Source organism: Catellatospora bangladeshensis (assembly GCF_016862575.1).
GTDB lineage: Bacteria > Actinomycetota > Actinomycetes > Mycobacteriales > Micromonosporaceae > Catellatospora > Catellatospora bangladeshensis.
Genome location: NZ_BONF01000002.1, coordinates 1 through 21,332 on the forward strand (window position 1 = coordinate 1; position 21,332 = coordinate 21,332).

Consider the following 21,332-nt stretch of genomic DNA (forward strand, 5'->3'; position numbering starts at 1 on the left):
GTGCACGTCCGAGAAGGCTTCACGGTGCAGTTTCCCTGAAACTGCAGGCCCGAGGCGGCTCCGCGTTGCGGGTTCCCCGAAGCTGCACGACGTGAGCGGCCGCGCGTCCGGCTAGGTCGGAGGCGGCGATCGGGTTGGTGACGGTCAGCCCCGGAGGAAGTCGAGCAGAAGCGGGTTGAGGGCGGCCGGGTCCTCCAGGCTGGGCAGGTGCCCGGCCCAGTCGAGGGCGGTATGCCGGGCGCCGGGGATCTCGGCGGTCAGGCGCGCCGCGATGTCGCCGAAGAAGTCGACGTCGTGCGCGCCGGACACGACCAGCGTGCGGGCCGTGATCGCGGACAGCTCGGTGTCGACCTGCACCGACGCCACGTCGTCCGCGGCGAGCTGCACCTCGAACGCCCGGCGCTGCATCGCCGCGACCTGCTCGCGGGTCTCGTCGGTGGCGCGCGGCCCGAGGAAGGTGTCCACGTTCAGCTTCACGGCCGCGTCCACGTCCCCGGCTTCGAGCAGCGCGTCCTCGCTGTCGCTGAACGCGATGATCGCCGGGGTTGGCGGGTGCCCGCGCAGCGCCGCGCAGAGCAGCACGAGGGTGCCGACGCGGTCGGGCCACCTGGCGGCGAGTTCGTGGGCGACCCGGCCGCCCATCGACGCGCCGCCGAGCGAAACCTGCCCGATGCCGTACATGTCCAGCAGGGCGATCACGTCGGCGGCGTTGTCGTAGGTCTCCGCCGGCGCGGGGGTGTCGCCGAAGCCGCGGAAGTCCACGGCCAGCACCCGGAATCCGGCGTCGAGCAGCGGCTGCCACTGGGGCTGCCACATCCGGCGGTCGCAGACGGACGAGTGCAGCAGCACGACGGCAGGCGCGTCGGCCGGACCGTCGATATCATGATCAAGAAGCATGGAGCAGAGACTACCGTCCACCCGTCCCGCGCTGTCCAGCCAGTTGACGACCCCTCGGCGTGCCCGCGCTGCCATACTGCCCGGATGCGGTTGACGAAGACCTTCTCCGAGCAGCAGTTCGCCCAGGCGCTGGAGTCCTGGGCGTGGCTGGAGCCGTCCGGGCGCAAGCCGCTGTTCACCTCGCTGTTCGGCGACGTGTTCCTGGCCGGGCCGGACGGGTGCTGGTATCTCGACACCATCGAGGGCACGCTGACCAGGCCCTGGGCGTCGGCCGACGAGCTGGAGCGCGACCTGTCCACCGAGGAGGGCGAGAACCGCTACCTGCTGGCCGGGCTCGCGGAGGCGGCCGAGGGGCGTGGCCTCGTGCTCGGCCCGGATCAGGTGTACGCGCTGCTGCCCCCGCCCGTGCTCGGCGGCCGGGCCACCGCCGAGGCGGTGAGCGTGGAGGACTTCGCCGTGGCGCTGAACATGCTTGGCCAGATCCACGAGCAGGTCCGCAACCTGCCGCCGGGCGCCCGGATCACCGGCGTGGAGCTGGCCTGACGCTCACCCGTGGGCGCGCAGCCGAGGGGTGAGCGCGTCCGGGTCCACGCCGTCGAGGCCGTCGCGTTCGATGCGGGCGGCGAGCGCGCGCGACCAGGCCACCAGGCCGGGGACGTCCACGTCGTGGGGCGGGGCGGCGGCGTACGCCTCGATGCGGTCGGCGGCGCGGCCCAGCAGGCGCGGCGCGCCGGTGGCGTTGCCGCGCCGGGCGTGGGTGAGGCCGACGGCCAGCTGTGCCAGCCCGCGCCACAGCTCGCGCTCGGGATCCGGTGCCGCCTTCCAGGCGCCCTCCAGCACCTCGTGCGCGTGGAACGCCCGCCCCTGATCCAGCAGCTCCTGCGCCTGTGCCAGCGCCTCGTCGGGGGTCAGCCGCAGGTCGTCGGGCGTGGTCGGCACGCCCTGCGCACCACGCGGCAGCGGCCGGCCCAGCTCGTCGCGCGGCCGCGCGTTGCGGGCGCGTCCCGCCCCGTCCCGATCCCGATCCCGATCCCGATCCCGATCAGCGGCAGTGTCCATCCGTCCATCCTGCCCGAGGTTAGGAAGGGCACCTTCTACACCGACGTCCGTTAAGAGGGTGCCCTTGCTTTCAGAGGAGGGTGGGGCGGAGGGCGTTGTGGGCGGCGAGTTCGGTGAGGGCGGCGTTGAGCTGGTCGACGTGCTCGTCGGTGTGGGCCGCGGTGAGCTGCACGCGGAAGCCCACCTGGCCGCGCGGGACCAGGGGGTATGCGGCGAGCGTGACGTAGACGCCGTGGCGCCAGAGCAGGTCGGCGGCGTCCTTGAGGTCGTAGCCGGCCGACAGCGGCAGCTCGATGACCGGGGTGGCGTGCCGGTTGGGCGTGTGCACGCGCAGCTCGCGCAGGTGGGCCAGGACCCGGGCGGTGAGCCGGTGCAGGGTGGCGCGCAGCTCGTCGCCGCGCGAGTCGTTGACGTCGAAGCCGGCCAGCACCGCGGCCAGCGAGTGCACGGGGGACGGGCCGGAGTAGAGGTACGGCGGGGCGGCGAGTTTGAGTTCCTCCTTGAGCGCCGTCGGCACCGCGACGAACGCCAGCAGCGCCGAGTACGCCTTGGAGAAGCCCCCGACGAGCACCACGTCGTCGTACGTCTCGGCGCAGTGGCGCACCACGGCGTTGCCGCGCGTGCCGTACGGCGTGCCGCCGCCCGCCCCGTCGCCCGTGCCGTCGCGCTCGCCGATCACGCCGAAGCCGTGCGCGTCGTCGACGTAGAGGAGCGCGCCCCACTCGCGGCATACCGCGGCGAGCCGGGGCAGGTCCGGGATGTTGCCGGTCATGCTGTTCACGCCGTCGAGGCAGACCACGCGGGGCCGGTCCGCGGCGGCCGAGCGCAGCAGCCGCGCCAGCTCGTCCGGGTCGTCGGCGTGCCAGCGGTAGAGCTGCGCGCCCAGGCCGCGGGCGTACGAGCCGCCGTCGTAGATGGTCTTGTGCGCGCTGGCCTCGACGAACACCGAGCCGCTGTCGACCAGCGCGGGCAGCACCGACATGTGGATGTGCGTGATGGTGGGCAGCACCAGGCTGTCGGGCGCGCCGAGCAGCTCGGTGAGCCGCTCCTCGATGTCGGGGTAGAGGCGCGGGTTGCCCAGCAGCCGCGACCAGCCGGGGTGGGTGCCCCAGCGGCGCACCGCCGCCTCACCCGCGGCGATGATCTCGGGGTCCAGGTCGAAGCCGAGGTAGTTGCAGGAGGCGAAGTCGACCAGCCAGTGGTCGCCGATGCGGATGCGCCTGCCGTCCACCTCCTCGATGACGGCGTCGTACATAGGTGTCTGCGCGCGCAGCCGGTCCAGCTGATCGGTCGACGGCACCCGGTGCGCGTCGGGGGTGTGCACGCCGGATGCCTTCGTCACACTGCCTCCTCGGAATCGGTGGTCATGCGGCCACCTTCTGCTCGGTGATGACGGTGATCGCCTGCTCGCCGGTGAGCGGCCGGGCGAACAGGAAGCCCTGGCCGTAGCGGCAGCCGATGCGCGACAGCAGGTCGCGTTCCACGGTGCGCTCGATGCCCTCGGCGATGACCTGCAGGCCGAGCGTGTGCGCCAGCCGGACGATGCCGTCGACCAGCGCGGCCTGCTGCGCCGACGAGGCGATGGTGCTGGTGAACAGCCGGTCGATCTTCACCACGTCCAGCGGCACGTGGCGCAGGTAGCTCAGTGACGAGTAGCCGGTGCCGAAGTCGTCGATGGCCACCCGGATGCCGGTGGTGCGCAGCTCGGTGAGGTCCTCCCAGACCTGGTCGTCGTCGCGCAGCAGCAGGCTCTCGGTGATCTCCAGCATCAGCCGGCCCGGCGGCAGGCCCTCCGCGGTGAGGATGTCGTGCACGCTGGACACGAAGCCCGGGGTGCGGAACTGGCGCGCGGAGACGTTGATGCTCACGTACGGCGCGGCGTCGCCGGCCTCCCGTTGCCAGCGCGCGGCGGCGGCCACGGCCTGGTGCAGCACCTCGGTGCCGATCGCGACGATCTGGCCCGACTCCTCGGCCACCTCGATGAACTCGCCGGGCAGCAGCCGGCCCCGGTGCGGGTGGTTCCAGCGCACCAGCGCCTCGTACCCGGCGGTCACCCCGGTGCGCAGCTCGACGATGGGCTGGAACTCGACGGTGAACTCCTTGCCGGCGATGGCCTGGTCCAGCTCGGTGCGCAGCTCCAGCCGCTCCACGATCGCGGTGTGCAGGTCCGGCAGGTAACGCCGCCACTGCCCCTTGCCCTCGCCCTTGGCCACGTACAGCGCCAGGTCCGCCTGGCGCAGCAGCTCCGGGGCGCTGCGCGCGTCGGCGCTGGTGGAGATGCCGATGCTGGCCGCGCCGGAGACGAGCCGGTCGTCGATGGTGAACGGCTCGCCGAGCGCCGCGACGATGCGGTCGGCGACCTCGTCGATGGTGGCCGCGTCGGGGGCGCCCTCGATCAGCGCGGCGAACTCGTCGCCGCCGAGCCGGGCCGCGACGTCGTCGGTGCGCAGCACGGCGGCAAGGCGCTGCCCCACCGCCCGCAGCAGCCGGTCGCCGTGCTCGTGGCCCAGGGTGTCGTTGACCACCTTGAAGTCGTCCAGATCGATGAAGAGCACGCCGACCACGGAGCCGTCCGCGTCGGCGCGGGCGATGGCCTGCCCGATGCGCTCGGCGAAGCGCACCCGGTTGGCCAGGCCGGTGAGGGAGTCGTGATACGCCAGGTGGGTCAGCTCGGACTCCATCCGGCGCTGGTCGGTGACGTCCCGGAGGGTCAGCACGAGCGCGCCCACGGTCGTCTCCTCGCGCAGGTCCCGGCAGGAGACCTCGGTCTGCACGGTGGTCCCGTCCGGGCGGAGCACGGTCCAGTCGGCCGTGTCCGCGTCATCGTCGGCGGCGGCGAGGGCGAACAGGTCGGCCACCAGCGTGTCGTGCGGACCCGCGACCAGCTCGGACAGGTTCTTGCCGGTCAGCTCGGCGGTGCCGAAGACGGTCTGGGCCGACGGGCTGGCGTACCGGATGCGCCCGGTGTCCGGTTCGATGATCAGGATGACGTCCGCGGCGTTGTGCACCAGCGTGCGGAAGTACTGCTCGCTGTTGTGCCGGGTGATCTCGTTGCTCAGCATGATGCGCTCGATGGCGAGCGCCGCCTGCGAGGCGACCAGCTCCATGGGCATCTGCAGGTAACTGAGCGAGTTCTCGTCCGACGCGATGAGCAGTACGCCGATGTGCGGGTCTCCGGTCGGCCGGTCCTCCAGCGCCAGCGGGCAGATCATGGTGATCTCGAAATCGCCCATCCGGGCCGCGATGTCCGGCGGCAGCGAGCGGGTGAACCGCAGCTGGGAGCCGGTGGTCATGCCCGGCTGGAACAGGTCGGTGGCGTTGCCGTCGTCGTTCATGATCATGGCGACCCGGTAGTCGTTGCCCGGGGGCAGCAGCCGCTCCGCCGTGCGCTTGAGCGCCCAGGTGACGCCGTCGACCGTGGTGGCGGACATGAGCGCGGCGTTGCTGGCCCGGATGCCGCTGGTGCGCATGGTGTTGCCGCGATAGCTGTTGATCACGCCGAACAGCCGGCCCAGCGTCAGCAGCACGGTGGTGACCACGAAGGCGACGATCACCATCGGGTACTGCAGACGGCCCTGGCCCACCCCGATCACCAGCACGAGCAGCGGGATCAGCACGAAGACGACCAGCAGCGCCTGGTGCGTGGTGCGCATCTCGCGCGGCCGGACCACGCGCGGCGTGGTCAGGTCGGCCATCGAGGGATGCAGCGCGGCGGCGCCCCAGCAGGCGTAGAAGACGATCCAGCCCAGGTCCACCGGGCCGCCCACGGTCCAGTAGCCGTGCAGCTGCACCAGCCCGTACATCACGTCGGCGGCCATCAGCCCGACCGCGCCCACGGTCAGCAGCGCCACGGTCGGGCTGAACGGCACCACGGAGATGAGGCGGCCGACGGTGGCCAGCACGAGGATGTCGCCCAGCGGGTAGGCCACCGAGACCAGCCGCTGGGTCATGGTCAGGTCCTGGTTGAGGATCTGGGGGCTGATCAGGAAGACCCAGGACAGCAGGCCCAGCCCGGCGGTGACGATGAGCGCGTCGAGCGGCACGGTCCGGTCCCGCGCCGCCGCGCCCGCCTTCGACAGGCCGAGCAGGCCGATGGTGACCGCCGGGTACATCGCCAGGTAGAGCATGTCGGCCGGGGACGGGAACGGGTTCGCCTGGCCGAACACGTCGGTCATCACGTTGTAAAGGGTGTCCCCGGCGCAGAGCAGGGCAAGGCCCAGGATCATCCAGAACCAGGGCGACCAGCGGCGCGGGCGGTAGCGGAACAGGCCGTAGACGATCGCTCCGGCGCTGCTGAGGCCGATCGCGCACCACAGCGGGATGTGCGCGGCGGGGAAGGCGTAGAAGGCCCCCGCCAGCAGGGCCATCCAGACGCCGTACCAGGCCATCACTCTGCGGGCTGACACGCTCCTCCTTCCGGCGCGGCAGGCGGGGCGGCACGCGGCCCGAATTAAGCGATTATGACAGCTTTTCGTATACGTTATCGCCTCCGCGGCCCCTCGCGCGGGGGATATGTCCAGCTCAGCGCCCTGGCACGTACTTCGTCCGGGGCTGACCGGCGACCTGGAACCGCCCGCGTGGCCTGGGCCACAAAGGGGATAGTTCCGGAATCTCGGAAATGCCCGCCCGGTTGAACCCTCCCGTAAGACTTCCCAACGAAGGGATCTACCCCGTGGTCAACGTCGACCTGATCAAGCGCACGACCTTCCGAGCCGTCCTCGCCGCCACCGGCATGGCAGTGCTCACCGGTATCGCGGCCAGCCCGGCCGCCGCGGCGTCCGACGCCGTAACCGAGGCCAAGGCCGTGGCAGCTCCGGTCGCGGCACCCGCCACCAAGACCGAGGCGAAGGCTGTCGCGCAGGCTCCGGCCGCCAAGCCGGCCGCGAAGCCGGCCGCCCAGGCCCCGGCTGCCAAGCCGAAGGCCGAGGCACTGGCCAAGGCCCCGAGCCGCCAGCAGCTGATGCCGGCACCGGTCGCGGAGTACCAGACCGCGTTCAAGCCGACCGCCGAGCAGAAGCGCAACGCCGAGGTCATCATCGAGACCGGGCAGAAGATGGGCCTGCCGCCCCGCGCGTGGGTGATCGCCGTGGCGACCGCCGCGCAGGAGTCGACCCTGAACAACCTGGGTCACCTGGGCGACATGAACGACCACGACTCGCTGGGCCTGTTCCAGCAGCGCCCGTCGGCCGGCTGGGGCACGCCCGAGCAGATCACCGACCCGGTGTACTCCGCGAAGGCGTTCTACAACGGGCTGAAGAACGTGCCCGGTTACGACACCATGGCGCTGACCGACGCCGCCCAGACCGTGCAGGTCTCGGCCTTCCCGAACCACTACGCCAAGTGGGAGAAGATGGCCGCCGACCTGGTGATGGCCAAGTACGGGCAGGGTCCGTACGCCGCCTGATCAAGGTGTGCGAAAGCCCCGCCACTGCTACAACAGCAGTGGGCGGGGCTTCGCCGTATCCAGGGGAGGGCGCGACGGTGAACGGGTTCGAGGTCCGGGTCGTCGCGCGGGCCGCCGCCGGTGACCTGGCGCACTTCCCCGACGTGGTGCGCCTGGACGGCGGGCGGCTGCTGGCGGCCTTCCGGGAGGGCGCCGGGCATGTCAGCCACGAGGGCCGGATCCGGCTCACCAGCTCCGAGGACGGCGGCCGGAGCTGGTCGGCACCGGTGGTCGCGGTGGACGGGCCGTACGACGACCGGGACCCCAAGCTCGCCGTGCTCGCCGACGGCACGGTGCTGCTCAGCTGCTTCACCCTCGACTGGAGCAGCGCCCGCGACTTCGCGGTGCGCGGCGTCCACGTGCGGCGCAGCAGTGACGGCGGGCACACCTGGTCGGCGCCGGCCGCGGTGGGCACCGCGCTGCGCGGCCCGGCCTCGCACGGCGCCGCGGTCGAGCTGCCCGGCGGTGACCTGCTGCTCCCGCTCTACGGCCTGCCGCAGTCCGAGGGTGGCTCGGTCGCCTCGGTGGTACGCAGCACCGACGGCGGCCGGACCTGGCCCGCGGCTTCCGAGACCGTCTTCGCCGCGGTCGGCGGCGTCGAGTTCCAGGAGCCGACGCTGACCGTGCTGCCCGGCGGCGGGCTGGTTGCGCTGGTGCGCACCGCGGGCGCCCACGCCTGGCTGGCCCGCTCCGCCGACGGTGGCCGCACCTGGACGGCCCCCGAGGAGCTGGACCTGCCCGCCTCGTCCCACCATGTGCTGGCGCTGGACGGCGGCGGCGTGCTGGTGACGTACGGCGACACCTCCGGCCGCTTCTCGCCCCGCCGCATCACCTCCGGCCGCCTGATCCGCGACCCGGGCGGCGACTGGTCCGGCGTGCCCGACCTGCCGCTCTACGACTCCGGCGTGGACGACCAGGCCAACCCGTCCAGCGCCCAGCTGCCGGACGGCCGCCTGCTCACCCTGTCCTTCGACGTCACCGCCGCCACGGTCGTCGCCGTCGTCACCGCACCCGACGACTATCCGGCCTGACCTGGCACAGGTTAAGAAGGGCACCTTCTACTACGCATAGCGTTAAGAAGGTGCCCTTCCTTCTATCGGGCGTGGGCGGGGGAGCGGGAGCGGCTGGGGGTCGGGCCGTCGATGAGGGCGTCGGAGTGGCGGGGGGCGGCGTCGCGGGCGTCGGCGTAGTAGTCGGACGGGCGGGTGGCGTCGAGGCCGGCGGGTACGCGCAGGCCGCGCAGGAGCAGGGTGCCGGCGACCACGACGAGCAGGTTGACGGCCAGGGCGAGCAGTCCGGTGTAGACGGTGGCGCGGGTGTCGAGGCCGAGCTGGGCCAGCGGGAGGTTGGAGCCGCCGAAGTGGGCCTTGAGGACGCGGCCGTCGGCGGCGCGCTGCGGGATGTGGTACATCGCGAGCAGGCCGGTGCCCAGGCCGGTGAGCAGGCCCGCGGCCAGGGCGTAGCGGTGGAACCAGCCGGTCCACAGGCCGAGCACCACGGCGGGCACGGTCTGCAGCACGATGACGCCGCCGATCAGCTGCAGCTCGATGGAGAACTCCTGGTCGAGCAGCAGGATCGCGAGCAGCGCGCCGAACTTCGCCAGCAGCGACACCCAGCGGCTGACCCGGGCCTCCTCGGCGGGGGTGGCGCCGGGGCGCAGGTACTCCCGGTAGACCGAGCGGGTGAACAGGTTCGCCGCGGCGATGGACATGACCGCGGCCGGGATCAGCGCGGCCACCCCGATCGCGGCGTAGCCGATGCCCGCGCACCAGGCCGGGAACACCTCGTGGAACAGCTGCGGCACGACTGTGTTCAGGTCCCCGCCGACCGGGCGCACGCCCTGGCCGATGGCGAAGAAGCCGAGCATCGCCAGCAGCCCCAGGGCCAGGCAGTACACCGGCAGCGCGGCCGCGTTGCGCTGCACCGTGGCCCGGTCACGGGCGGCCAGGATGCCGGTCAGCGCGTGCGGGTACGCGAAGATGGCCAGCGCCGAGCCGATGACCAAGGTCAGGTAGCCTGACCAGCCGCCCTCGGGCAGCAGCAGGCCGCTGGCCGGGGAGGCGTCGGCGGTGAAGCGCTCGCCCGCGCTCCGGAACGCCGCGACCCAGCCGCCGGACATGGCGACCAGCAGGATCACCGCGAGCACCAGCCACAGCAGCAGGATGTCCTTGGCGATGGACAGCAGCGCCGGGGCGCGCAGCCCGGACCGGAAGGTGCACACCGAGGCCACCAGGACGGCGGCGGCCAGCGGCCACTCGCCGGTGACGCCGAGCGTGGCGAACATCGCCCGCAGCGCGACGAGCTGCACCGCGATGTATGGCATGGTGGCCACGATCCCGGTGACCGCGACCAGCGCGGCCAGCCCGCGCGAGCCGAACCGGGCCCGGGTGAACTCGGCCGAGGTGACGAAGCCGTGCGCGTGCGACACCGACCAGGTGCGCGTGCTGATGACGTACGCCAGCGGCGCGCTGATGATGGCGAACGGCACCGCGAAGAAGCCGGCCGCGCCGACGCCGTACACCAGCGCAGGCACCGCGATGTAGGTGTACGCCGTGTACATGCTGCCGCCGAGCAGGAACCAGGTGACCCAGTTGCCGAAGGCGCGGCCGCCCACGCCCCACTCCTCCAGCGAGTGCAGGCTCGGCGGGCGGCGCCAGCGCGCGGCGAGGAAGCCGAGCAGCAGCATGGCGCCCAGCAGCACGGTGAAGGTGCCGATCTCGACCTGGCGGGCGCTCACCGCCGCCCCCGCCTGCTCAGCTGGTACACCAGCACGGTGACCGCCGTGGCCAGGAACGCGCAGCCCACCTGGTACCAGTAGAAGAACGGGATGCCCCACAGCCGCGGCTCCAGCCGGTCGTACAGGCCGACCGGCAGCGGCGCGAGGATCGGGATGAGCAGCAGCCACTGCCATCCGCGCCGTGCCGGACGTGCTCCGTGCTCGGCCACCGGTGCCTCCTTTCGGGTCCGCCCCGGCGGCGGCACGCCGTGCCGGGGATCGCGCTGAGTGATCAGGACACTGTCTGCCGGTAACGCGCCGGTGACATCGGCGAAATCACCGGTCTTGCCGCGCGCGATCTTCCGGAACCGCCGCCCCCTTCCGCCGGGACCACCGCGACCCCTATATTGCACTCACAGTGCATCTTGTTTCAGTATGCAAGGAGGGCCGCGTGGCCGCACCTGTCACCGCCGACGACCTGCTGGCGCGGGTCGACGGCTTCCTGGCCGCGCACGATCCGGCCGGTGACCGGCTGGAGTTCCTGCGTGCCCGCTTCGACGCGGGGCTGGCCTGGGTGCACTACCCGGTCGGGCTGGGCGGAATCGGTGCACCCCGAGTGCTGCAATCCGTGGTGGACCAGCGCTTCGCCGCCGCGGGCGCGCCCGACAACCGGCCCCGGCGCATCAGCATCGGCCTCGGCATGGCCGCGCCCACCGTGCTGCGCCACGGCACGGCCGCGCAGCGCGCCCGCTACCTGCGTCCGCTGTGGACCGGCGAGGAGGTGTGGTGCCAGCTGTTCAGCGAGCCCGGCGCCGGCTCCGACCTGGCGGGCGTGGCCACCCGGGCGGTACGCGACGGCGACGGCTGGCTCGTCGACGGGCAGAAGGTGTGGACCTCCATGGCGCACCAGGCGCGCTGGGGCATCCTGCTCGCCCGCACCGACCCGGCCGTGCCCAAGCACCAGGGCCTGACCTACTTCGTGTGCGACATGCACGCCCCCGGCGTCGAGGTACGCCCGCTGCGGCAGGCCACCGGCGAGGCCGAGTTCAACGAGGTGTTCCTGTCCGGCGTACGGCTGGCCGACGAGCTGCGGATCGGCGCCGTCGGCGAGGGCTGGGCGGTCGCCCGCACCACGCTGATGAACGAGCGCGTCGCGATCGGCGGCAACGCGCTGCCGCGCGAGGGCGGCATGATCGGCGTGCTGGCCCGGACCTGGCGGGAGCGCCCCGAGCTGCGCACCCCGGCGCTGCACGACGAGGTGCTGCGGCTGTGGGTGCGCGCCGAGGCGCTGCGGCTCACCGGCGTACGCCTGCGCCAGCAGCTCGCCGCGGGGGAGCCCGGCCCGGAGGGCTCGGCCATGAAACTCGCCTTCGCCGCGCTCACCCAGCAGATCTCCGGCGTCGAGGTGGAGCTGCTCGGGGCCGAGGGCCTGCGCCACGACGGCTGGGACGCCACCCGGCCCGAGGAGGTGGACCTGATCGGGCGCGGCGCGACCTACCGCTGGCTGCGCGCGAAAGGCAACTCCATCGAGGGCGGCACGTCCGAGATCCTGCGCAACATCGTCGCCGAGCGGGTGCTCGGACTGCCCGCCGAGCCGCGCACCGACACCGGCGCCGCCTGGAAGGACCTGCCGCGATGAACCTCGACCTGCGCTACACCGAGGACCAGGAGCTGCTGCGCGACTCGGTGCGGGCCATGCTCGCCGACCACGCGCCGTGGACGCGGGTGCTCAAGGTCGCCGAGAGTCCTGAGCCCGACGACGCCGACCTGTGGCGGCTGCTCGCCGTCGAGACCGGACTGGCCGCCCTGGCCGTGCCCGAGCACCTGGGCGGGGCCGGGGGCGGCTTCGCGGAGACGGCCGTGGTGCTGGAGGAGCTGGGCCGCGCCTGCGCCCCGGTGCCGTACCTGGGCACGACGGTCGCCACCCGCGCCCTGCTCCACCTCGGCGACACGGACCTGCTGCGCACCGTGGCCGCGGGCGAGGTGATCGCCCTGGCCCTCCCGTTCAGCGCCGGACCACCGAGGGATGATCGCGAGTTCGTGTCCAAACCTGAGGTCCAGCCGCACTTCGTGACACGAAACAGCGATCTTGCCGCGCGATCCGAGGTCGAGGTGACCCTCTCCGGCGACGGCGAGCCGCTGCTCAACGGGGCGGTGCACAGCGTCGCGGAGGCGCTGCGGGCACGGGTGCTGCTGGTGCCGGCGGGCGGCGGGCTCTACGCCGTGGACACCTCGGCGGCGGGAGTGCGGCGCGAGCAGGTGGTGTCGCTGGACGAGACCCGGCCGCTGTGCGACGTCTCGCTGTGGAACGTGCCCGCGCGGCTGCTCGCCTCGGGGGAGCGGGCGGCGGCGGCGCTGGACGCGGCGCTGGTGACCGGTGCCGCGCTGCTGGCCTCGGAGCAGCTCGGGCTGGCCCAGTGGTGTCTGGACACGACGGTCGAGCACCTGCGCACCCGGTATCAGTTCGGGCGGGCGGTCGGTTCGTTCCAGGCGCTCAAGCACCGGCTCGCCGACCTGTGGGTGGAGCTGGCGCAGGCGCGGGCGGTGGCCAGGCACGCGGCGGCCTGCGTGGCATCCGAGGACCCGGACGCGCGGCTGGCGGCGTCGCTGGCGCAGGCGCACTGCGGCCCGGTCGCGGTGCGCGCGGCGGAGGAGTGCGTGCAGCTGCACGGCGGCATCGGCTTCACCTGGGAGCACCCCGCCCACCTGTACCTGAAACGGGCCAAGAGCGCCGCGATCGCCTACGGCACCGCCGCCCACCACCGCACCGTCCTCGCCACCCTCACCGACCTCACCCCCGCCTGACCGCATCGCGGTTGATTCATCACGAGTGCAAGTTTTGATCTTGCGCCGGGGTGATTTCAGTGGGTTCGTCAGGGGAGGTCACGGGCTCGTAACGAGGGTATTGACGAGCCGTTTCTCAAACCTACACTCCTAGTGTAATTACTTAGTCCTCCTTCATCCCGGCGATTGCAGAGGTGACGATGAAAGCGCCGTCCGGCGAGACATCCGCGGCAGGGCACCGCCTCGCCCTGCGCGGCATCGGCGTGCGATTCGGCGGCCTGACCGCATTGGACGGGGTGTCGCTCGACGTCGCGCCCGGCCAGGTGGTCGGGGTGATCGGCCCGAACGGCGCGGGCAAGACCACGCTGTTCAACGTGGTCTGCGGCCTGGTCCGGCCCACCAGCGGCACGCTGGAGCTGAACGGCGCGCGCCTGGTGCCGCAGCCGCATCGGCTGGCCGGGCTCGGCGTCGTCCGCACCCTGCAGGGCGTCGGCCTCTTCCGCGGGCTGACCGTGCTGGAGAACGTGATGGCCGGTGCCACCTGCACCGCCCGCACCGGGTTCTTCTCAGGTCTGCTCGCCCTGCCCCGCGCGGACCGCGACGAGCGGCGGCTGCGGGAGGAGGCGATGGCGCAGCTGGAGCGCTTCGGCGTGGCCGGTTACGCGGCGGCGCTGCCCGGCACGCTGCCGTACGCCGTGGGCAAGCGCGTCGCCCTGGCCCGCGCGCTGGCCGCCCGCCCGCGCCTGCTGCTGCTGGACGAGCCCGCGGGCGGGCTGGGCGCGCAGGACATCGAGGAGCTGGCCGAGCTGATCACCACGCTGCCGCGCGAGGCGGGCTGCTCGGTGATGCTCGTCGAGCACCACATGGACCTGGTGATGCGGGTCTGCGACCGGATCGCGGTGCTCGACTTCGGACGGCGCATCGCCGAGGGCACCCCGGACGAGGTCCGGGAGAACCCGGCGGTCACCGAGGCCTACCTAGGCGCCGAGGCCGACCCCATCCCGCTCGGCGAGGAGACCACCCCACCCGCCCCGGCGGCCGTCCCGTTCGTGCGGGAGGCCGCCCCGTCCGCGCAGGAGGCCGCGGCATGAGCGCCGACACCACCGCCGATGCCCTGCCCGCGCCGGTGAGCGCGGGCGGCGCGACCGGCGACGCGATCCTGCGGGTGAGCGGGCTGACCGCCGGGTACGGCGCGGCGCCGGTGCTCCAGGACATCGAGCTGACCGTGCGGACCGGCACCATCGCGGCCGTGCTCGGCGCGAACGGCGCGGGCAAGACGACGCTGCTGCGCACCCTGTCCGGCCTGGTCCGGCCGAGCGCCGGGGACATCGTGTTCGACGGGCGGCCGCTGCGCGACGTGCCGGTGGAGCAGCTGGTGCGGCGCGGCATGGCGCACGTACCGGAGGGCCGGGGCGTGGTCGCCGAGCTGACCGTCGACGAGAACCTGCGGCTGGGCGGCCTGTGGCGGCGCGACCGCGCCGACGCGGCCAGGGCGCTGGCCGAGGTGTACGAGCTGTTCGAGCCGCTGGCCCAGCGCCGCCGGCACGCCGGGCACCAGCTGTCCGGCGGTGAGCGGCAGATGCTGGCGCTGGGCCGCGCCCTGGTGGCCCGGCCGAAGCTGCTGCTGCTCGACGAGCCGTCGCTCGGCCTGGCCCCGCGCGTGATCGCACAGATCATGGGCCTGCTGCGGCAGCTGCGCGACCAGACCGGGCTGACCGTGCTGCTGGTCGAGCAGAACGTGCGCAGCGCGCTGTCGGTCGCCGACGAGGCGGTGGTCATGTCGCTGGGCCGCATCGTCACCGCGACCACGGCCGGCCGGCTGCGCGACGACGAGCAACTCCGCCACGCCTACCTGGGCTTCTGACCCCGCGATCCATGAAAGGAGGGCACATTGGACCGCTTCGTCTTCCTCACCTTCGACGGCCTGTCCAAGGGTGCGGTGCTGGCCGCGTTCGCGCTGGCCCTGGTGCTCATCTGGCGGGCCGCCCGCATCGTCAACTTCGCCCAGGGCGCGATGGCGGTGGCCGCCGCGTACGCCGCCTACAGCGTCACCAGCGCGACCGGCTCGTACTGGCTGGGCTTCGGCGCGGCGCTGGCGGGCGGCCTGCTGATCGGCCTGGTCGTGGAGCGCGCGGTGATGCGCTTCGTGGACCACACCTCGCCGCTGGCCGAGGTGATCGTCGCGCTCGGCCTGGTGCTGGTGTTCCAGGCGCTGCTCGGCATCTTCTACGGCAACGAGTATCTGCCCACCGGCACACCGTTCAGCAGGACGGCGCTCACGGCGGGCGGGGTGCCGCTGCTGTCCCGCTACGACCTGTTCGTGTTCGGGGCGGTGCTGCTCGTCGTGGTCGCGCTCGCGCTGCTGTTCACGCGTACCCCCGTGGGACTGCGCATGCGGGCCTCGGCCTTCGCCCCCGAGGTGTCCCGGCTGCTCGGCGTGAACGTCGGCGGCATGCTGACGCTGGGCTGGGCGCTGGCCTCGGCGGTCGGGGCGCTGGCCGCGATGCTGGTCATCCCGACCGAGCTGGGCCTGCACCCGCACGCCATGGACCTGGTCTTCGTCTCCGCGTTCACCGCGGCCGTGGTCGGCGGGCTGGACAGCCCGGTCGGCGCGGTGGTCGGCGGCCTGTCCGTCGGCCTGATCCTCTCGTACGTCAGCGGCTACCTGGGCAGCGACGTCACCCCGATGGCGGTCCTCGTGCTGCTGCTCGCGGTGCTGCTGGTGCGTCCGGGTGGCCTCTTCTCCAGCACCGTGGCGAGGCAGGTATGAGCATCCTCCGCAACTCGACACTGCTCCGGCATCTCGCCTTGACGCTGCTGGCGGGGGTGGTGCTCTACCTGCTCACGCTGCAACTGGAGCCGTTCCGCAACTTCCAGCTGGCCACCGTCGCGGCGTACCTGTGCGCCACGGCCGGGCTGACCGTCCTGGTCGGCCTGAACGGGCAGCTCTCGCTGGGACACGGCGCGCTGATGGCGGTCGGCGCGTACACCGTCGCGCTGAGCCAGAACAGGCTCTCCGACGCGGGCGTCACCGGCAACCAGGTGCTGCCGCTGTCGCTGGCGCTGGGCGTGCTGGTCACCATGGCCGCGGGCGCCGTCATCGGGCTGGCCGCCGCCCGCCTGCGCGGGCCGTACCTGGCCGGCGTCACGCTCGCCGTGGCCATCGCGGTGCCCGCCGCGACGGTCACCTTCGACGAGGTCTTCAACAGCGAGCAGGGCCTGCCCGTGTACGTCGAGCCGCCGCCCCTGTCGCTGGGCCTGTACTTCCCGAACGAGCGCTGGCAGGCCTGGATCGCCCTGGCCGGGGCCCTGCTCACCATGCTGCTGCTGGCCAACCTGGTGCGCAGCCGGATCGGGCGCAACCTGCGCGCGGTGCGTGACGACGAGGTGGCCGCCCGGTTGGCCGGCATCCACCTGGCCCGCACCCAGGTGCTCGCGTTCGTGGTGAGCGCGGCCTGCGCGGGCCTCGGCGGCGGCCTGATGGCGCTGCTGGCGCAGAGCGTCTCGCCCGGCGCGTTCTCGCTGACCCTGTCGCTGTTCCTGCTGATGGCCGTGGTCATCGGCGGGCTGGGCAGCCTGTCCGGCGCGGTGTGGGGCGCGCTCCTGCTCGTCGCGCTGCCCGACCTCACCCACGACACCACGGACTGGGTGACCCTGTCGCCCGAGGTGGCGCAGCGGCTGGAGGGCAACCTCCCGCTGGCCGTCTTCGGGCTGACCCTCATCGTCGTGATGATCGCCGCCCCGGGCGGCGTGCAGGGCCTGCTGCGCCGGCTCGGCGCCCTGGTCCGGCGGCGGGTCCCCACCCGCTGATCACACGGCCGCACCACCGCACCAACCCGCTCCACCGCATTTATATCGATAATCATCAATGTATTCGAAGGGATCGGTGTCACCATGAATGCCCTGACCCGACGCGGTGTCGCGCTCGCCGCGGCCGCCGCGCTGCTCACCGCCGTCGCGGCCTGCAGCGACGACGCGAACACCCCGCCCGCCGAGGTGCCGGGCGTGTCGGCCACCGAGATCCTGGTCGGCTCGCACATGCCGCTGACCGGTCCCGCCGCGGCCGGCTACTCGGAGATCGCGCCCGCCAGCAAGGCGTACTTCGACTACGTCAACGCCAACGGCGGGGTGCACGGCCGTAAGATCAACTACAAGTTCCTTGACGACGGCTACAACCCGGCCAACACCCAGACCGTGGTGCGCAAACTGGTCCTGGAGGACAAGGTCTTCGCGATCCTGAACGGCCTGGGCACGCCCACCCACACCGGCGTGCTCGACTTCCTCAAGACCAACCGGGTGCCGGACCTGTTCGTAGCCTCCGGCAGCCGCAGCTGGGACCAGCCGTCGAAGTACCCGACCACGTTCGGCTTCAACACCGACTACACGGTCGAGGGCAAGATCCTGGCCACCCACATCAAGGCCACCTACGCGGGCAAGAAGGTGTGCTTCTTCGGCCAGGACGACGACTTCGGCCGGGACAGCCTGGTCGGCGTCGAGCAGGTGCTCGGCGCGGGCGCCGTGGTGGCCAAGGAGAAGTACGTCACCAGCAACACCAACGTCGCCCCGCAGATCGGCGCGCTGAAGGCGGCGGGCTGCGAGGTCGTCGTGCTGGCCACCGTGCCGGGCTTCACCGCGCTGTCCATGGGCACCGCCGCCCGCATCGGCTTCAAGCCGCAGTGGGTGGTCTCCAACGTCGGCTCCGACTACCAGACCCTGGCCAAGACGCTGGGCGCGGGCAAGGTGCTGCTGGAGGGCATGATCGGTGTGTCCAACCTGCCCTCGCCGGTGGACGCGGCCGACCCGTGGACCGCGATGTTCAAGAAGATCCACGACCAGTACAACAGCGCCGCCCCGTTCAACGGCAACGCGGTGTACGGCATGTCGGTGGCGTACCTGTTCGTGCAGTCGCTGCAGGCGGCCGGCAAGGACCTGACCCGCGAGGGCCTGATCGCCGCGGTCGAGAAGGGCGGCTTCAAGGGCCCGTGGTACGCGCCGCTGCGCTTCTCCAAGGACGACCACTCCGGCTTCGGCGGCCACCGCCTGACCAAGGTCAGCGGCGACTCGCAGGAGTTCTTCGGCCCGGTCTACGAGACCGACTCGGAGTCCGGCCCGGTCAACGAGTACGGCGAGCAGCGTCCCACGCCGCCCGCCAACAGCATCCCGTCCGCCTGATCCGCTGACCGGAAGCGGCCCGGTACGCGTCGTGCGTACCGGGCCTTCAGGTTGGGCGAGGTCAGGACAGGCGCTCCAGGACCATGGCCATGCCCTGGCCGCCGCCGACGCACATGGTCTCCAGGCCGATGCTCTTGTCGTGCCAGCGCAGCGAGTTGAGCAGGGTGTTGGTGATGCGGGCGCCGGTCATGCCGAAGGGGTGGCCGACGGCGATCGCGCCGCCGTTGACGTTCAGCTTGTCCCACTCGATGCCCAGCTCGGCGGCGCTGGCGACGACCTGGACCGCGAACGCCTCGTTGATCTCGACCAGGTCGACGTCCTTGATGGACATGCCTGCGCGGGCCAGCGCCTGGCGTGACGCCTCGACCGGTCCCAGGCCCATGATCTCGGGGGACAGGCCGGACAGGCCGGTGCTGACGATGCGGGCCAGCGGGGTCAGGCCCAGCTCGGCGGCGCGCCGGTCGGACATGATGACCAGGGCGGCGGCGCCGTCGTTGAGCGGGCACGCGTTGCCCGCGGTCACCGTGCCGTCGGGCCGGAACACGGGTTTGAGGCCGGACAGCGCCTCCATGGTGGTGCCGGGGCGCGGGCCGTCGTCGGCGCTGACCACGGTGCCGTCCGGCAGCGTCACCGGGGTGATCTCGCGCGCCCAGAAGCCGTCCTTGATCGCCTGCTCGGCGAGGTTCTGCGAGCGGCAGGCGAACTCGTCCTGCAGCTCACGGGAGATCCCCCGGAGCTGGGCCACGTTCTCGGCGGTCTGGCCCATGGCGATGTACACGTCGGGCAGCTCGCCGTCCTCGCGCGGGTCGTGCCAGGTGCCCGCCCCGGCCTCGGCGCGGGCCTCGGTGCGGGCCAGGGCGCCGGCGAACACGTCGTTGCGGGTGCCGGGCATGCCGTCGCTGCGGCCGTTGCCGTAGCGGGACACGCACTCGACGCCGACGGAGAGGAACACGTCGCCCTCGCCCGCCTTGATCGCGTGCAGCGCCATCCGGGTGGTCTGCAGCGAGGACGAGCAGTAGCGGTTGATGGTGGTGCCGGGGAGGTGGTCGAATCCCAGCATGGTGGCGACCACGCGGCCGAGGTTGTGGCCCTGCTCCCCGGCCGGCTGGCCGCAGCCGAGCACCAGGTCGCCGATCTCGCGCGGGTCCAGGCCGGGCACCTGGTCCAGCGCCGCGCGTACGATGTCGGCGGCCAGGTCGTCGGGGCGTTTCGTGACGAGCGAGCCCTTGTTGGCACGGCCGATCGGGGAGCGGGCGGCGGCGACCACCACAGCTTCAGGCACGTCCTTGTCCTTTCACGAGTACGGGCAAACTTTATGCACTCACGCTGCGTCTTTCTGGTGGCCCATGTCAATGGCGTGCCGGGTGGGCCTTGTCACCCTCATGACACGCGTTGACCGGGCCGCATGGCGTCCCTAATATCAGCACTGCTAGTGCAACTAGCTGACCGGAAGGAATCCCCTGTGACCGCCCTTCTCCTCGACGGCGCCGCGGTCGTCGTCACCGGTGCCGGGTCCGGCATCGGCGCCGCCCTGGCCCGCCGTCTCACCGCGGCCGGCGCGCGGGTGGTCGTCAACGACCGTGATCCCGTCGCGGCGCAGCGGGTCGCCGCCGAGGTGGGCGGCCCGGCGTTCCCGGCCGACGTGACCGACCCCGCGCAGGTCGCGGCCCTGGTCGACTTCGCCTGGGAGTCCTTCGGCGCGCTGGACCTGTTCTGCGCCAACGCGGGCGTGGCCCCGCCCGCCGAGGCGGCCAACGCGTGGGAGCTGGCCTGGCGGGTCAACGTGCTGGCACACGTGCACGCCGCCGAGGCGCTGCTGCCGCGCTGGCTGGCCGCGGGCCGGGGCCGCCTGCTGGTCACCGCCTCGGCGGCCGGGCTGCTCACCATGCTCGGCAACGCGCCGTACGCGGTCACCAAGCACGCGGCGGTCAGCTACGCCGAATGGCTGCGTGCCAGCTACGCCCACCGCGGCATCACCGTGCAGGCGCTGTGCCCGCAGGGCGTGCGCACCCCGATGCTGGAGGCGTCCGGTCCCGGCGGCGGGGTGCTGCTCGATCCGGGCGCGATCAGCGCCGAGGAGGTCGCCGAGGCCGTGGTCGAGGCGCTGGGCGGCGACAGCTTCCTGGTGCTGCCGCACGGCGAGGTGGCCGACTTCTACCAGCGCCGCGCGACCGACCCGGACCGGTGGCTGCGCGGCATGAACCGGCTGCAGCAGGACCTGGAAAAGCGCCTCGGCACGGGGTGACGCCGTGCTAGACGTGGGTCAGGACCAGGCGGGGTGCGCTCGCCGGCGCGGCCGGCAACCCTGCGACGCGCGCGCAACCCAGAGGTTGCGGTCCTGGGCCGCGTGACTGCCTCCGGCAGGCTGATCGACCCCTTCGGGCAGCGCGCACCGCTCGGCGAGGTACCTGTCGCCGCAGCCCACAACTTCGGTGTTGTGGCTACAACACAGAAGTTGTGAACCCGGGCCGGGGATACCTCCGGGCGGCGCGTTCGGCCTGCGGGCCGGGCGCGGCCGCGCGACTACACTCTGCGTGCACTTACGGTAGGGCGGTCGGCGGACCGCGGAGAGACAGGCGGTGGCGCGATGACCAGGACGGGCACCGCGGGCAGGGTCGACGGGCGGACCGCCCGCGCCGAGCGGACCCGCGCCGCGATCGTGGACGCGCACCTCGCCCTGATCACCGAGGGTGATCTGCGGCCGACCGGTGAGCGCATCGCCGAGCGGGCCGGGGTGTCGCTGCGCGCGCTGTGGACCAACTTCGCCGACATGGAGACGCTCTTCGAGGCGAGCGGCGCACGCGTGCTGGCCAGCCAGGACGCCGCGTACCGCCCGGTGGATCCGGCGCTGCCGCTGCGCCGCCGGGTGGAGGAGTTCTGCGCCCAGCGCGCCGAGCTGCTCCAGCTGATCGCCCCCATGGCGCGGGCGGCGGCGATGCGCGAGCCGGTGTCCGCGCAGCTGCACCGCAACCGGCTCAAGCACATCGACCGGGTACGCGACGAGGTGACCGTGCTGTTCGCGCCGGAGCTGGAGATGGCCGGCGCGGGGCGGGAGCAGCTGCTGCACGCGCTGCTCGCGGCCGCCATGTGGTCCAACTGGTCCATGCTGCGCGACGGCCTCGGGCTGGACGTCGACCAGGCGCGCGGCGTCATGGTCCGCACGGTCACCGCGCTGCTGCTGAACGCCATGGCCTCCGGCATGGCATAGCGGCACGATTCACGTCTTTCCAATCCCGTTACTTATAGGTAACACTGTGGGGC

Annotated in this window: 19 protein-coding genes; 12 read left to right on the top strand and 7 right to left on the bottom strand. The window is 72.6% G+C overall.

What is annotated here, in order from left to right:
• Window positions 1-144: 144 nt before the first annotated feature.
• On the bottom strand, window positions 145-897 hold the full coding sequence (locus tag Cba03nite_RS00665; RefSeq protein WP_203740465.1) for an alpha/beta fold hydrolase: 753 nt from the start codon (window positions 895-897) through the stop codon (window positions 145-147).
• 84 nt (window positions 898-981) lie between these two features.
• Between Cba03nite_RS00665 and Cba03nite_RS00670 the strand changes: the two genes are divergently transcribed.
• Window positions 982-1,440: a T6SS immunity protein Tdi1 domain-containing protein gene (locus Cba03nite_RS00670; RefSeq protein WP_203740466.1), complete on the top strand. Its 459-nt coding sequence runs from the start codon at window positions 982-984 to the stop codon at window positions 1,438-1,440.
• A 3-nt stretch (window positions 1,441-1,443) separates the two neighbouring features.
• Here the strand turns inward: Cba03nite_RS00670 and Cba03nite_RS00675 are convergent, their stop codons facing one another.
• The 3 genes from Cba03nite_RS00675 to Cba03nite_RS00685 all read right to left on the bottom strand — a co-directional run bounded on the left by Cba03nite_RS00675 (window position 1,444) and on the right by Cba03nite_RS00685 (window position 6,362).
• Window positions 1,444-1,956, bottom strand: coding sequence for a DUF309 domain-containing protein (locus Cba03nite_RS00675; protein ID WP_203740468.1), 513 nt, complete (start codon window positions 1,954-1,956; stop codon window positions 1,444-1,446).
• Window positions 1,957-2,026: 70 nt separating this feature from the next.
• Window positions 2,027-3,298 (bottom strand): aminotransferase class I/II-fold pyridoxal phosphate-dependent enzyme, encoded by a 1,272-nt coding sequence (locus Cba03nite_RS00680; RefSeq protein WP_239125360.1) that lies wholly within the window; start codon window positions 3,296-3,298, stop codon window positions 2,027-2,029.
• 22 nt (window positions 3,299-3,320) lie between these two features.
• Entirely contained in the window at window positions 3,321-6,362 is a 3,042-nt protein-coding gene (locus Cba03nite_RS00685; protein ID WP_203740470.1) for a putative bifunctional diguanylate cyclase/phosphodiesterase, read from the bottom strand.
• Window positions 6,363-6,628: 266 nt separating this feature from the next.
• Here Cba03nite_RS00685 and Cba03nite_RS00690 point away from each other — a divergent pair, with 266 nt between their 5' ends.
• The gene (locus Cba03nite_RS00690; RefSeq protein WP_239125361.1) at window positions 6,629-7,360 is read left to right on the top strand and encodes a hypothetical protein; all 732 of its coding nucleotides are present in this window, start codon (window positions 6,629-6,631) and stop codon (window positions 7,358-7,360) included.
• 77 nt (window positions 7,361-7,437) lie between these two features.
• Complete coding sequence (locus Cba03nite_RS00695; RefSeq protein WP_203740472.1) at window positions 7,438-8,430, top strand: sialidase family protein; 993 nt, start codon at window positions 7,438-7,440, stop codon at window positions 8,428-8,430.
• A 62-nt stretch (window positions 8,431-8,492) separates the two neighbouring features.
• Here Cba03nite_RS00695 and Cba03nite_RS00700 read toward each other — a convergent pair whose 3' ends face one another.
• Together Cba03nite_RS00700 and Cba03nite_RS00705 are read right to left on the bottom strand one after the other, a co-directional pair.
• Window positions 8,493-10,085, bottom strand: a complete 1,593-nt coding sequence (locus tag Cba03nite_RS00700; RefSeq protein ID WP_203740737.1) for a sodium:solute symporter family protein — start codon at window positions 10,083-10,085, stop codon at window positions 8,493-8,495.
• A gap of 47 nt (window positions 10,086-10,132) precedes the next feature.
• Window positions 10,133-10,345 (bottom strand): DUF3311 domain-containing protein, encoded by a 213-nt coding sequence (locus tag Cba03nite_RS00705; RefSeq protein ID WP_203740474.1) that lies wholly within the window; start codon window positions 10,343-10,345, stop codon window positions 10,133-10,135.
• A 221-nt stretch (window positions 10,346-10,566) separates the two neighbouring features.
• Here Cba03nite_RS00705 and Cba03nite_RS00710 point away from each other — a divergent pair, with 221 nt between their 5' ends.
• The 7 genes from Cba03nite_RS00710 (at window position 10,567) to Cba03nite_RS00740 (ending at window position 18,071) form a co-directional block, all read left to right on the top strand.
• Window positions 10,567-11,754, top strand: a complete 1,188-nt coding sequence (locus tag Cba03nite_RS00710) for an acyl-CoA dehydrogenase family protein (protein ID WP_203740476.1) — start codon at window positions 10,567-10,569, stop codon at window positions 11,752-11,754.
• Window positions 11,751-12,920 (top strand): acyl-CoA dehydrogenase family protein, encoded by a 1,170-nt coding sequence (locus tag Cba03nite_RS00715; RefSeq protein WP_203740479.1) that lies wholly within the window; start codon window positions 11,751-11,753, stop codon window positions 12,918-12,920. Before Cba03nite_RS00710 ends, Cba03nite_RS00715 begins: the two co-directional genes overlap by 4 nt.
• 179 nt (window positions 12,921-13,099) lie before the next feature.
• Window positions 13,100-13,990 (top strand): ABC transporter ATP-binding protein, encoded by an 891-nt coding sequence (locus Cba03nite_RS00720; protein WP_203740481.1) that lies wholly within the window; start codon window positions 13,100-13,102, stop codon window positions 13,988-13,990.
• Window positions 13,987-14,763, top strand: a complete 777-nt coding sequence (locus tag Cba03nite_RS00725; protein ID WP_203740483.1) for an ABC transporter ATP-binding protein — start codon at window positions 13,987-13,989, stop codon at window positions 14,761-14,763. The genes Cba03nite_RS00720 and Cba03nite_RS00725 overlap by 4 nt, the downstream gene beginning before the upstream one ends.
• A 27-nt stretch (window positions 14,764-14,790) precedes the next feature.
• Window positions 14,791-15,669, top strand: a complete 879-nt coding sequence (locus Cba03nite_RS00730) for a branched-chain amino acid ABC transporter permease (protein ID WP_203740485.1) — start codon at window positions 14,791-14,793, stop codon at window positions 15,667-15,669.
• Complete coding sequence (locus tag Cba03nite_RS00735; RefSeq protein ID WP_203740487.1) at window positions 15,666-16,709, top strand: branched-chain amino acid ABC transporter permease; 1,044 nt, start codon at window positions 15,666-15,668, stop codon at window positions 16,707-16,709. The genes Cba03nite_RS00730 and Cba03nite_RS00735 overlap by 4 nt, the downstream gene beginning before the upstream one ends.
• An 84-nt stretch (window positions 16,710-16,793) precedes the next feature.
• Window positions 16,794-18,071, top strand: a complete 1,278-nt coding sequence (locus tag Cba03nite_RS00740) for an ABC transporter substrate-binding protein (RefSeq protein WP_203740488.1) — start codon at window positions 16,794-16,796, stop codon at window positions 18,069-18,071.
• Between the two features lie 61 nt (window positions 18,072-18,132).
• Here Cba03nite_RS00740 and Cba03nite_RS00745 read toward each other — a convergent pair whose 3' ends face one another.
• Window positions 18,133-19,353, bottom strand: a complete 1,221-nt coding sequence (locus tag Cba03nite_RS00745; RefSeq protein ID WP_203740490.1) for an acetyl-CoA C-acetyltransferase — start codon at window positions 19,351-19,353, stop codon at window positions 18,133-18,135.
• A gap of 180 nt (window positions 19,354-19,533) precedes the next feature.
• Between Cba03nite_RS00745 and Cba03nite_RS00750 the strand changes: the two genes are divergently transcribed.
• A complete protein-coding gene (locus tag Cba03nite_RS00750; protein ID WP_239125363.1) occupies window positions 19,534-20,316 on the top strand; it encodes an SDR family oxidoreductase in 783 nt (260 codons plus the stop codon).
• A 342-nt stretch (window positions 20,317-20,658) separates the two neighbouring features.
• Window positions 20,659-21,279 carry a TetR/AcrR family transcriptional regulator gene (locus Cba03nite_RS00755; RefSeq protein WP_203740494.1) on the top strand — a complete coding sequence of 207 codons (621 nt, stop codon included), beginning with the start codon at window positions 20,659-20,661 and terminating at the stop codon, window positions 21,277-21,279.
• Window positions 21,280-21,332: the final 53 nt, after the last annotated feature.

Coding starts and splice junctions, on each gene's coding strand:
- Cba03nite_RS00665 (WP_203740465.1), bottom strand. CDS start 897: ATGCTTCTTGATCATGATATCGACGGTCCGGCCGACGCGCCTGCCGTC.
- Cba03nite_RS00670 (WP_203740466.1), top strand. CDS start 982: ATGCGGTTGACGAAGACCTTCTCCGAGCAGCAGTTCGCCCAGGCGCTG.
- Cba03nite_RS00675 (WP_203740468.1), bottom strand. CDS start 1,956: ATGGACACTGCCGCTGATCGGGATCGGGATCGGGATCGGGATCGGGAC.
- Cba03nite_RS00700 (WP_203740737.1), bottom strand. CDS start 10,085: ATGCTGCTGCTCGGCTTCCTCGCCGCGCGCTGGCGCCGCCCGCCGAGC.
- Cba03nite_RS00715 (WP_203740479.1), top strand. CDS start 11,751: ATGAACCTCGACCTGCGCTACACCGAGGACCAGGAGCTGCTGCGCGAC.
- Cba03nite_RS00720 (WP_203740481.1), top strand. CDS start 13,100: ATGAAAGCGCCGTCCGGCGAGACATCCGCGGCAGGGCACCGCCTCGCC.
- Cba03nite_RS00725 (WP_203740483.1), top strand. CDS start 13,987: ATGAGCGCCGACACCACCGCCGATGCCCTGCCCGCGCCGGTGAGCGCG.
- Cba03nite_RS00735 (WP_203740487.1), top strand. CDS start 15,666: ATGAGCATCCTCCGCAACTCGACACTGCTCCGGCATCTCGCCTTGACG.
- Cba03nite_RS00740 (WP_203740488.1), top strand. CDS start 16,794: ATGAATGCCCTGACCCGACGCGGTGTCGCGCTCGCCGCGGCCGCCGCG.
- Cba03nite_RS00755 (WP_203740494.1), top strand. CDS start 20,659: ATGACCAGGACGGGCACCGCGGGCAGGGTCGACGGGCGGACCGCCCGC.